Below are 11,107 nucleotides of genomic sequence, written 5' to 3'. Positions count from 1 at the left end.
AGGGGTTGGCCTGTTTCGTCGTCGTAAAATAGGTACTGGGTCTGCCCACTTCCCTGTTGCCCAGCTGACGTGTTGGTTTGCGTGCTTTGTCCGTAGCCAACTTGCTCTCCCCAACCCGGTGTGCTTTTTCCAAGCTGCCGGTTCGCATTGTTGCAGGCGGTTGCGCCAGCACCGGCGCTACACGTCGTAAACGAACCGCTATTGCTGTTGTTGTGATTACCACCATATCGAACCCCTGAATGTTCGATTGCCGAGGCCGCCTCATGCATTGCGTGCTCAGCGCGCTGACAAGCCGACCCACCACACTGAAGCACTTTGACGCGAAAAGCACCGTTAGTGCCGCCACTCCACTTTGCGTCATATGAGTCTGGTTCACGGACCAGAGGTGAGTCCAGGGTCGTAAAGAAGCCGTTTTCGCCTGGTCCAAAACTGAAGCGCTCCTTGAGCTTACCCTCATCGCTAAAGACTTCTAAGAAGGCGTGATAATATTTTGCAATACCAGATGGTCGTTCATTCAAGTATATGGAATCATATCCGCTCGGGTCGCTAAAGGAGATCGGGTTATTGTTGTTCCACACATAGGAGAGTTGGCTCATCGGATTAGTAATTGTTCCAGAATAAGCGTCCGGGCTCGACCATTGTACGCTTGAAGGATTATACTCGCGAGAACCCTGTATGGTCGAGCAGCCATCTGTGATCCCGTCGGATCGTTGATACACCATAACGCCGTAAACGTCAGTGTATATACCAGACGAGAGACAGGCGGGACCTGCATTAGATACGTACTGGGGTCCTGTTGCGCTGGTCCGATATCGACCTGGACAACGGGTCTTTATCTGTGAACCGGACGCTGGTAGAGATGGCAGGCAAGTTCGATATCGCAGAACCCAAGAGTACGAAGGGGCGGCGGCGCATCGACCTACCAGCCTCAGTAGTTAGGGCGTTGCGCGACCATCGGAAGCGAATGTTGGCCAAGAATCAGTCACCTTCTATGTGGGTTTTTTGCGACGCTCGCGGCGGACCGCTACGTGCGTCTAACGTTGTGCGGCGTTCGTTTAGACCGCTGCTCAAACGGGCAGGCCTGCCGGTCATCCGTTTTCATGACCTCAGGCACACTGCTGCAACGTTGATGCTTGGTCAGGGCATCCACCCTAAGATCGTCCAGGAGCGCCTAGGGCATTCTAAAATCGCCGTGACGCTAGATATCTATAGCCATGTGTTGCCGTCGATGCAACGAGACGTCGCTGAGAAGCTAGATCGGTTGTTTGCCAGCCCACAGACCCGACCGTAATATCTAAGGAACTCGACATTGGCCAACCATTGGCCAACTAGAGGCATGCACCCATGAGCCCGAGTTATATTGAAAACCCGCAACGCGTTATGCGATGCGGGTTTCTAGGTGGCGACGCTGATCGGGCTCGAACCGACGACCTCCTGCGTGACAGACATTTCCACGAGATATGCGCAATCGTGCGCGGATGTGCGCCAGGACGCGCAGACGTAGCAGTCATGAGGGGTTGTCCGGATCTTCTTGTGTGTCACATGTGCGCCAGCGTGCGCCGTCGGGGCGGTCATTTGGTGTCAAATTTGGTGTCAGAATCTCCGGATCAGAGGTTCTCCCGAACCCAAGCGGCTTCGCTATCGAAGAGCCGTTCCCGCGGAACCTTGCGTGCTGCGTCAAGCGCCCTCTTGGCTACTGAGTCCACCTTCTCGAACCGTTTCAAGAACTCAAGGCCAAGCACCAACTCGCTCGGGTCCTGTTCGATCTTCCGCGTGCGCTTCAGGATCGATCCGACTCTGGCGGCCACGGCCGGAATCGCCCCTGCGTCCCCATGGGCGCGGACAGCCTCCATCGCGGCCCATTTCGTATTGCGGCCGGCCAGAGCTTCAACAAAGAATGGGACCTCGCGCTGATCGCCGATCTTGCTAATGGCGTGCACGACCCCAACTTGAACATTGGCCTTGGGGTGTTGGCTCATGGCGGCCAACCTTGGAATCGCCTTTCGCGAGCCAACCTTGGATAGCGCACTTAAGGCATAGCCCATGTCGTACTGGTTCTTGGAGGACTCTAGCACGCGTAATAGGACCTCCTCAGCCTCCCCACTTGTGTCGCCTCGAAGGCAGTAGATCGCCTCTTGCCGCACAAGCCATCGAGGGTCCCTCGTGAACGGCGTGATCTGCTCAATATTCGGAAGTGGCAGCTCTCCGAGAGCGGACAGGATGCTGTGTATGCAAGACTTGTTTTTTTCACGTGACAACCATTCGTTGAGTATGGAAAAGGCAGCTTGGGGGGCGCAGTTCTTCCCGAGTTGAGCGATGATGAAGTAGATGGCGCTGCGACTCGGCGGTTTCGCGGCGAGCAAGAGCGCTGCGAGTATGGGCAGCCACGCTGGATCTGCCGCCTTCTCGGCGTCGCGATAAGCGTACCAAGATTCGGTTTGATCACCTCGCAGCGAAGGTCCATCGTCCGCGAATCGCTTCAGGAGATCAGCGATCGCTATCTCGCGAAGCGTGGTATCGATTCTCATCTATGTGCGTTATCCGCTCCGTCATTTTGGGTGAGCCTTGGTGCCGTTTTCGAAGGGAAAGTTGCCCTTACCCCTGAGCTTCAGTGGGAACGTGGTTGTGCGGGAAACAAGGCTCATGAACTCCCCTTCAGTAACGGGATCCGCGCCGTGAGTGCATTTCTCGCCATGTTCACACGCGATTTCGCGAAACGTCAAGCGATTCAAATATGGTGAACCATCTTCACTCTGGTAAACAACGGCGCTAACTTTGGCGATTAGTTTGTGTCCGCCGTCGCAATTGAAAAGCTTTGGGTTACTCATATCTACACTTTCTAATGCGACATGAGGGGTCCCTCGACACCGGGTTCTTGTGACATTGGTTAAGGGCGCTCGGCCGTGTTTGCCAGAAACAGGGACTATGTAACGTCGGCAGCGGGAACTCGCCAATCTTCCATTTGGTGTCAAAATTGGTGTCAAGCTTAAAGCGGCAAAATCATGAAAAAACCCGCAACGCTTGACGCGATGCGGGTTTGAGTGGCGACGCTGATCGGGCTCGAACCGACGACCTCCTGCGTGACAGGCAGGCGCTCTAACCAACTGAGCTACAGCGCCACGTTACTGGCTGTGCGGCCAAGTTTGTGTTGGACGGCAGCACCCGCCGGGCCTTCCGCCTACCGCCGGCGTAGGACGAAAATCGAGCTTGTCTCCCCGCCGACAGTCCGGCGATCTCACGGCATTCGCCCAAACTCATCTTCTGTATCTTCCTTTGTCACCGAGGAACCGGAAGCGGGCGTGCAAGCGGCTGTGCCGTGAACAGCGATGCGCCATAACGCAACACCGCTTGCATCTCGTCATCAAGCACGTCACGCTCATAGATCTCAAGATAGGTCACGCGCTTTCCGTCGGCGTTCGGCTGCAGTCCCTTATCGATCGCCTCTTGCAAGACGAGAGCTGGAGAATCGCTCGGCGGGCCCATTCCAGGGTTGCCGGCCGAGGTGCGCATCTGCAGGCCAGTGACGGAGCGGCCGATATAGCTGAAAACAAATGTCATGCGCTCGTCGTCAGAGCGTGGAATCGCGTCGAGATTGCTGTATTGCAGCCCAAAGCGGCTTCCGAGGGCAGAGATCGCTGCATCGATGATCTTCTGTCGCGTGCGCAGGTGCTCGTCAGAGTCTGTCTTCCCTTGATCGTTGATATTCAGCCCGCTTCCGAGCCCTGAGAGAGAGACGTACTGATTGGGAAAGTCCGTGGCGTATGTCTGCAGCGCTTGCTGCCACGCGCCGATGTACTTGGTGGGCGTGTACGAATCGTCTTGCCATTTCTCGAGATCCTTTGGCGAAGCGGGCAACGTCGTCTCCACGGACACCGATGTGGGTCCGGCCGCGCCGATCATCCGAAACGCGGCGTTGCTCCCGTATCGGTCGCTCACGAGTTTCACGAATGCGAACCAACGGTGGAGGTACACCGCATCCCACGGCATGGGCAATGCCATTATGTCGCCTTTGCCCGGCCCATATTGTATCGGGAACTGTGTGGTCTTGACGCCATCGAGCGCCCATTCGGGAGTGAAAAAGCCTGGAAAGATGAGCAGTTGCACCCACTTCTTCGACGTTGCGGCAGCGTCGAACAATTCGTCCAGCTTCGACCAATCGAGTTTCCCCTTGGCCGGCTCGAGGTCGTTCCAATGGATCTGAAGCGCAACGCCGCTCATGGATGGACTGGCTACCGCCTTGCGCCACGATGCGTCGCCCAGGTCCCTGGTCGTCAGCACCACGACCAATCCGCTGGGCGTGAGGTTTTCGCTGGCCACGCCCGGCTGTCCAGGCTTTTCTGCGGCCGCAGCCTGAAGCTGAACCACGGTGGTCGCCAACGCAACCGCGAAAACAACGGCCGTTCGTGCACGGTGCATCACAAGTCACGCTCCTTATGAGCTTAGAACGCCGAGTGGGACCGATATGGTCCAAGGGATTAGGAAGAGGGCCCCTTTTCTCCGTTGAGTAGATAGAGCGAAGGGCCTGCCGAGGAAGCTCATCGGGGAGACGATCAAGCGCCGGTAGAACGTGCCCACCTATGAACTACCGATACGGCGACAAAGTGTTGATCAAGAACCTCGGCGTCGAGGGCACGATCATCGAAGTGCGCACGCGCTCCATCGTGGTCCGCTTCGAGCACAAGGGCGAGCTGGTGGAGCGTCATTTCGTCGAGGACGACCTGCAGCGGCTCCCCACCACCAAAGAGCGCGCCATCGACCATCCGAATGAGCCCGCTTAAGGCGTTCCGAGATGGTTGTCGCTGATCAACAGCGTCCATGCGTCGGACGTGACGTGGATCGCGCCCCAGAACGGACGGTCCATCTCGAAGATCACGCCGATCTGAAGACCGATCATCGCCGCGACCAGCGCCGTCATCGCCAGTTGGATGCCCCAGCTCTCGACCCCGAATAGCAGCACGAACACCAGCAAGATCGTCGCGCCGGCGGCAAGGGCGAAGTACATCGTCGGATGCACGTGGCTCTGCGCATCCAACACGCGCAGCCGTCTGTGCATGGCTAGCTCGCGATAACTCGCAAGCGCCGCGTCGCGCAGGGACGATTGGCGCAGGATCTCGGTCTGCGACTCTCTCGGTGCAATGGGCCATGTCGCAAGCTCGTGGAACGCCGCCGCCAGGAGGCCACGCGCGCGCTGATCTTCTTCTCCATCGGCCAGCATCGGCCACTCGACGTCTCGGACCTCGTGCGCGTATTGGCCGAGGAGTATTCGCTCCCGCATGCGGACCGGTTCCGGCAACGATCGGGTCAGATATAAGACATCCGCCACGTCTGTCGTTTCGGCGTCCGCATTGCGCTGCGCCTGATCGAACGAGCTCCACACGCTGATGACAAGAAATCCGAGCACGACCGCGTAGAGCACGCCGACGATGGCGACAAGGAAACCGGCGACGTCGTGGCTCGGCAGCAGTCTATTCGCGGGTACCAGGCGCCTGAACAGCGCGTGCACCGACGCGGCCAGCGCGGCAGGCACGAGCATGAAGATGGCGAGCACTGCCCAACCTGGCCAGTTTGCGAACAGCTGGTACAACGAGGGGTCGTTATCGAGCGATCGAGGAGAGCCCTGCGCGCAGCTCGGCGGCCGGAATCGGACCGCCTGCGACATATTGGCGCACGACGCCGTTCGAGTCGACGAAGACATGAAGCGGCAGCTGTGTGAGCCGGTATTCGGCTCCGACGCTCCCCGACTTGTCGTACGCGATCGGGTATTTCAAACCATACCGATGGACGAAACCCATCGCGCCGGACGGGTTATCGAGCACCGCGATGCCGACGATGCGCACGCCGCGCGAGCTGAACTCCGGCGTGATCGCGCCGATAGTCGCCGCCTCTTGCACGCACGGCGCGCACCACGACGCGAAGAAATTGATGTACACGCCGTGGCCGCGCTGCTTCGCGAGCGAGAACGATCCACTGCCGTTGGCGATGAGCGGCAGCGTGAAGGCCGGAGCAGCGCTCTCGACAAGCGGCGGCCTGGTGCTGGCGACCGCCGGATGGGCGGTGAGCCAGTCAAGCGTCTTGCTGACGTTGCCGAGCGGGCTCCAGTCGAAGACGGTGTGCAAGACCTTGCCGTCGCGGATGATGAAGGTCGCGCGCTTCGCGTAGACCTGGCCCTGGTCGGTCATCGACACGCCGAACGCAGTCACCGCAACGCCTTTGGTGTCAGACACGAAGCGCTGCGGCGCTTGTTCTTGCGCTTGGAACTTCTTGAGCACATCGAGCGAATCGTAGGAGATGCCGACCACCGTGGCGCCGAGCTTCTTGAAGTCCGCCAGCCTGGCGGCGTAGGCCTTGGCCTCGATCGTTCAGCCTTCGGTGAAGGCCTGGGGAAAGAAATACAACACGATGGTCGTGCCTGTCGATGCCGTCTTGAGATCGAACGGCTCGAAGCCGCCATCAATGACCGACTGCAGCACCGGCACTGAAGGTGCGGCTGCGCCGTCTTGCGGCATATCCTGCGCTTGCGCTCGCACGCCTGGTCCCCCAAGCGCGAGCACGCATGTGAGGACGAAGCCGGTGATCGGCACGCGTACCTTCATGCTACTAGGTTCGTACCCCCGTGGATGAATCCCGCGCAGCCATACAAAAGGAAGCGCGAGATGAAAATGTTCAGCGTGTTGGCCGCGATCGCGATAACCTTCAATGTCGCGCTTGCGCCAGCGCCCTCGGACCAGCTCAGCCAAGCCCGTGCGCTGCTCGAGGGCGCTCAGCGCGAGCTCGCCGCCAACGCAGCTGCGATCGATCGGCTCAGCGGATTGACCGCCGTCCTGCATGCGCGGCTCGCAGCGCATCTCGCGCAGCTGCAAACCTCAGATGACCCCGAGGCGACGCTCCAGCTCGCACAGCTCGACAGGGCGCTCGTCGATCAACTCGCGCAGCAGACCTACCCAGCGCTCGACACGATCCACGGCGCCTCAGCGGCGCTCGTGCCGGCGATCGGCGTCAAGAAGCTAGCGTACCCGCTGGCGCTCTACGTGCCCGCCACAGCTGGTGACAAACCGGCCACGCTGATCATCTACCTGCATGGCAAAGGTCAGAGCGAAGCCGACGTCATCGCATCGCCGCTGGTGCGCTCGCTGGCCGACGCCACCGGCAGCGTGGTGATTGCGCCGTATGCCGGCGGCGACGACATGCTCGCCGACGCCACCATCGCCGATCTGTACCAGACACTAGGAGCGATCGAGACGTCGCTGCGCGTCGATCGGCGACGCGTCTACCTCGCGGGCAACTCGCTTGGCGGGTTCGCGGCGTTCAAGGCGCTCGCGGCCGCTCCCGACCGTTGGTCGTCGTTGCTCGTGATCGAAGGCGCCGTCGCACAGACCGATAGCGACGCGGTCGCACAGCACGTGCGCGGCAAGCCGGTCTACCTCGTCGGGGGCTCCGAGGATGGGAGCATCACGTCCGCGTACCTGCGCCAGCTCGCCGCCTGGCTGAGCTCGCACGGCGCCTTGGTGACCTATTACGAGCAGCCGGGCGGCACCCACTCATTAGCCTCAGTCGCTCCGATGGCGAGCAAGGCATGGCGCGACATGCTCGCCGGGGTCGCCTCCTCGGGCACGATCCAGGAGGTCATCCCACCTGGACCGACCATGAAGCCGCATCCCAATTAAGGCGTCTTAGTAGGCTCTCAGAAAAGGCTCGGGTCCCCGCTGGGGCCAATTCTTGTGGCTCATGAGCAACGCGGGATATTACCGTCAGCCGACGATCGCTGGCGATGACGTCGTCTTTGTGTGTGAAGATGATCTTTGGTCGGTCCCCGTTGGCGGCGGCGTAGCGCGCCGCCTCACCGCGGGCGTCGGCGAGTGCTCCTCACCGCGATTTTCACCTGATGGGCGCTTCGTCGCCTTTGTCGGCCGCGAAGAGGGCCATCCTGAAGTGTACGTCATGGCGGCCGATGGCGGCGACGCGGCGCGCTTGACGTATCTCGGGTCCGAGACGTGCCATGTCGCGGGCTGGACGCCGGATGGAAACGAGATCCTCTTCGTGACCGATGGCCGGTCGCCGTTCCTGCGCCACGCCGAAGGTTTCGCGGTGGCGCGGACCGGCGGAAGTCCGCGCTCGCTCGAGCTCGGACACATGATGTCGATCGACGTCGCCGATGGCGGCGCCACGTTGATCGGGCGGAACAACAACGATCCCGCTCGCTGGAAGCGCTACCGCGGAGGGACCGCAGGCGAACTGTGGGTCGACGCCGGCGGCAAGGGGACGTATTCGAAGCTCGTCTCGCTTGACGGCAACTGCGTCAGCCCCATGTGGGTCGGCACGCGCGTCTATTTCCTCTCCGACCACGAAGGCGTCGGCAATCTGTACTCGTGCAACCCCGACGGCTCGGATGTCCGCCGGCACACTGATCACGACGAGTACTACGTCCGCTTCCCCTCAAGCGACGGCACGCGTATCGTCTACGGCGCCGGCGCGGATCTCTATCTGTACGATTCCGCCAGCGACACGACGAGACGGCTTGACATCAGCGCGCCCTCCACGACCACGCAGACGGCGCGCCGATTCGTCGACGCGGCGCCGACGCTTGAGACCTTCGCGCCGCATCCGGACGGGCGCGCGCTCGCGCTGATCGCCCGGGGCCAGCCGTTCACGATGCCGCTGTGGGAAGAGGCGGTCACGCATCATGGCGTGGGAAGCAAAGTCCGCTACCGCAACGCGGATTGGCTGCACGATGGCCTGCGTTTCGTCGTCGTCACGGATGAGGGCGGCACGGAGCATCTGCAGATCTGCTGGGCCGATGACAGCCAGCCGCCGGTCGCGGCCAGCGACGGCGATCTTGGCCGCGTCGTCGAGTTGGCCGTGTCTCCGACTGCCGACGTGGTCGCGCTGGCGAATCACCGCCACGAACTGATCACCGTCGACCTCAAGACCAAGGACGTGCGCGTGGTCGACCGTAGTCCAGGTATGCGTATCAACGATCTGGCGTGGTCGCCCGACGGACGCTGGGTCGCCTACTCGTATGCGCCGTTCAGCGACCAGTCGATCATCCGCGTCGCAGAGGCCGCCTCGGGCGCCGTCCACGACGTCACCGCACCGCTGCGCATCGACCGTTGCCCGGCATGGGACCCCGACGGCAAGTATCTGTACTTCCTGTCGACGCGTGATTTCAACCCGGTCTACGATGCGCTCCAATTCGACTTGAGCTTCCCCTTCGCGATGCGCCCGTTCTTGGTCACGCTGCGCAGCGACGTCGCGTCGCCATTCGTCCCTAAGGCGCGCGCGTTCAACGGCTCCGCCAAGTCCCCCGCGCCGCACGATCACGACGATGCCGTTGTGAGCCGCGCACCGGATGCGCCGAGCACCGCTACCGACGTCGCTGCGCGCTCCTCAAGCGCACCGCGATCCGAGTCCAGACCGGTCGAGCCGCCGGCTGCGCCTGCCGACGCGCCCAAGCCGCCGCCGAGCATCGATATCGATTTCGACGGCATCAGCGGCCGCGTCATCGGCTTCCCCGTGGACGAGGGCCGCTACGACCAGATCGTTGGCGCGCCGGGCCGCGCGCTGTTCACCCAGTACCCTGTGCGCGGCAGTCTCGGACATTCGTTTCTAAAGGAAGACGCGCACGACGACGGCACGCTGCTCGCGTACGACTTCAGCGATCAGCGCTGCGGCTCGCTCGCCAGCCAAGTCGGCGCGATCCGCCTGGCCGCCGACAATCGCACGTTGGTCTACCGTTCGGGCTACCGGCTGCGAGCCATCGACGCGCTTGAGCCGCTTGCGGATGCAGACGCGCGGCCGCCCATGCTCGATGAGTCGAGCCGACGCTCGGGTTGGATCGACATCGGGCGCGTTTCTGTCCTTGTCGAGCCGCGCGACGAGTGGATGCAGATGTACTACGAGGCGTGGCGTCTGCAGCGCGAGCAGTTCTGGGATGAGGCCATGTCGCAGGTCGACTGGGACGTCGTGCGCGATCGCTACGCGAAGCTGTTGCCCCGCGTGCGCACGCGCGCGGAGCTCTCCGACTTGTTCTGGGAGATGCAGGGCGAGCTGGGCACATCGCACGCCTACGAGTACTTCGGCGACTACCGCCGGCCCCCGGTCTACAAAGTCGGTCTGCTCGGGGCAGAGCTATCGTTCGACGAGCGCAGCGGCGGATACAAGATCACGCGCATCCTGCGCGGCGATTCATGGAATCGCGATGCGGATTCACCGCTCGCCGAGCCCGGCTTACGCGTGCGCGAGGGTGAGATCATCGTCGGCGTGGGCGGCCACGCGGTCAGCCGCGAGCGCACCGTCGAAGCGCTGTTGCTCAACTATGCTGGCCGCGAAGTCGCGCTGACCGTGCTCGATCTTGAGGGAGTGCGCCGGCGCGTCATCGTCAAGACGCTGCGCGACGAGCGCGCGCTGCGCTATCGCGAGTGGGTGGAGGCAAACCGCAAGCTCGTGCACGAGCGCACGGGCGGCCGCGTCGGCTACGTGCACATCCCCGACATGGGGCCGGCAGGTTTCGCCGAATTTCACCGCGGCTATCTGGCGGAGTTCAATCGTGACGGCTTGATCGTGGACGCGCGCTACAATCGCGGCGGACACGTCTCGGCTCTGCTGCTCGAGAAACTGTCGCGCAAGCGCGTCGGGTACGATATCCCGCGCCACGGTTTGCCCAAGCCGTATCCTGACGAGTCGGTCGCCGGACCGATGGTCGGGCTGACCAATCAGTTCGCAGGCTCGGACGGCGACATCTTCAGCCACTGCTTCAAGCTCTACAAGCTCGGGCCGCTGGTCGGCAAGCGTACGTGGGGCGGCGTGATCGGCATCTGGCCGCAGCACCCGCTGGTGGACGGCACCGTGACGACGCAGCCGGAGTTCTCGTTCTGGTTCGTCGACGTCGGCTGGAAGGTGGAGAATTACGGCACCGATCCGGACTATGACGTCGATATCGCGCCGCACGAGTATCGCGACGGCAAAGATCCGCAGATGGACAAGGCGCTCGCGCTGATCCTCGATTCGCTGGAGAAGAATCCGGTCGTGATGCCGTCGTTCGACGGCCGCCCGAATCTCGCGCCGCCGAAACTCCCGCCGCGCCGCTAGACCGCGCGCGGATCGGCCGCCG

At 62.0% G+C, this 11,107-nt stretch carries 10 protein-coding genes and 1 tRNA gene; 3 read left to right on the top strand and 8 right to left on the bottom strand.

Going from position 1 to position 11,107, the window contains the following annotated elements:
• The 5 genes from VKF82_12620 to VKF82_12600 all read right to left on the bottom strand — a co-directional run.
• The coding region (locus VKF82_12620; GenBank protein HME82899.1) for a hypothetical protein at window positions 1-596 on the bottom strand (596 nt) is incomplete at its 3' end.
• A gap of 1,011 nt (window positions 597-1,607) precedes the next feature.
• Window positions 1,608-2,528: a HEAT repeat domain-containing protein gene (locus tag VKF82_12615; protein ID HME82898.1), complete on the bottom strand. Its 921-nt coding sequence runs from the start codon at window positions 2,526-2,528 to the stop codon at window positions 1,608-1,610.
• 21 nt (window positions 2,529-2,549) lie between these two features.
• Window positions 2,550-2,828 (bottom strand): hypothetical protein, encoded by a 279-nt coding sequence (locus VKF82_12610; protein HME82897.1) that lies wholly within the window; start codon window positions 2,826-2,828, stop codon window positions 2,550-2,552.
• 214 nt (window positions 2,829-3,042) lie between these two features.
• A tRNA-Asp gene (locus VKF82_12605) sits at window positions 3,043-3,119 on the bottom strand.
• Between the two features lie 157 nt (window positions 3,120-3,276).
• Window positions 3,277-4,416, bottom strand: coding sequence for a hypothetical protein (locus VKF82_12600; GenBank protein HME82896.1), 1,140 nt, complete (start codon window positions 4,414-4,416; stop codon window positions 3,277-3,279).
• A 161-nt stretch (window positions 4,417-4,577) separates the two neighbouring features.
• Between VKF82_12600 and VKF82_12595 the strand changes: the two genes are divergently transcribed.
• Window positions 4,578-4,778, top strand: coding sequence for a hypothetical protein (locus VKF82_12595; protein ID HME82895.1), 201 nt, complete (start codon window positions 4,578-4,580; stop codon window positions 4,776-4,778).
• Here the strand turns inward: VKF82_12595 and VKF82_12590 are convergent.
• Genes VKF82_12590 through VKF82_12580 form a run of 3 tightly spaced genes read right to left on the bottom strand, consistent with a single transcriptional unit; the run spans window position 4,775 to window position 6,593 of the window.
• Window positions 4,775-5,584, bottom strand: coding sequence for a hypothetical protein (locus VKF82_12590; protein ID HME82894.1), 810 nt, complete (start codon window positions 5,582-5,584; stop codon window positions 4,775-4,777). The genes VKF82_12595 and VKF82_12590 overlap by 4 nt on opposite strands.
• A 10-nt stretch (window positions 5,585-5,594) precedes the next feature.
• On the bottom strand, window positions 5,595-6,356 hold the full coding sequence (locus VKF82_12585; protein ID HME82893.1) for a redoxin domain-containing protein: 762 nt from the start codon (window positions 6,354-6,356) through the stop codon (window positions 5,595-5,597).
• A gap of 3 nt (window positions 6,357-6,359) precedes the next feature.
• A complete protein-coding gene (locus VKF82_12580; protein HME82892.1) occupies window positions 6,360-6,593 on the bottom strand; it encodes a hypothetical protein in 234 nt (77 codons plus the stop codon).
• Window positions 6,594-6,653: 60 nt separating this feature from the next.
• Between VKF82_12580 and VKF82_12575 the strand changes: the two genes are divergently transcribed.
• On the top strand, window positions 6,654-7,664 hold the full coding sequence (locus VKF82_12575; GenBank protein HME82891.1) for a hypothetical protein: 1,011 nt from the start codon (window positions 6,654-6,656) through the stop codon (window positions 7,662-7,664).
• A 61-nt stretch (window positions 7,665-7,725) separates the two neighbouring features.
• The gene (locus VKF82_12570) at window positions 7,726-11,085 is read left to right on the top strand and encodes a S41 family peptidase (protein HME82890.1); all 3,360 of its coding nucleotides are present in this window, start codon (window positions 7,726-7,728) and stop codon (window positions 11,083-11,085) included.
• Window positions 11,086-11,107: the final 22 nt, after the last annotated feature.

This window comes from Candidatus Eremiobacteraceae bacterium, assembly GCA_035314825.1.
Lineage (GTDB): Bacteria > Vulcanimicrobiota > Vulcanimicrobiia > Eremiobacterales > Eremiobacteraceae > JAFAHD01.
This window is presented reverse-complemented; position numbering and strand designations above follow the sequence as displayed.

Bases quoted from the DNA above. Each gene is read 5' to 3' on its own strand.
- VKF82_12610 (HME82897.1), bottom strand. From the start codon at position 2,828: ATGAGTAACCCAAAGCTTTTCAATTGCGACGGCGGACACAAACTAATC.
- VKF82_12580 (HME82892.1), bottom strand. From the start codon at position 6,593: ATGAAGGTACGCGTGCCGATCACCGGCTTCGTCCTCACATGCGTGCTC.
- VKF82_12600 (HME82896.1), bottom strand. From the start codon at position 4,416: ATGCACCGTGCACGAACGGCCGTTGTTTTCGCGGTTGCGTTGGCGACC.
- VKF82_12615 (HME82898.1), bottom strand. From the start codon at position 2,528: ATGAGAATCGATACCACGCTTCGCGAGATAGCGATCGCTGATCTCCTG.
- VKF82_12570 (HME82890.1), top strand. From the start codon at position 7,726: ATGAGCAACGCGGGATATTACCGTCAGCCGACGATCGCTGGCGATGAC.
- VKF82_12575 (HME82891.1), top strand. From the start codon at position 6,654: ATGAAAATGTTCAGCGTGTTGGCCGCGATCGCGATAACCTTCAATGTC.
- VKF82_12595 (HME82895.1), top strand. From the start codon at position 4,578: ATGAACTACCGATACGGCGACAAAGTGTTGATCAAGAACCTCGGCGTC.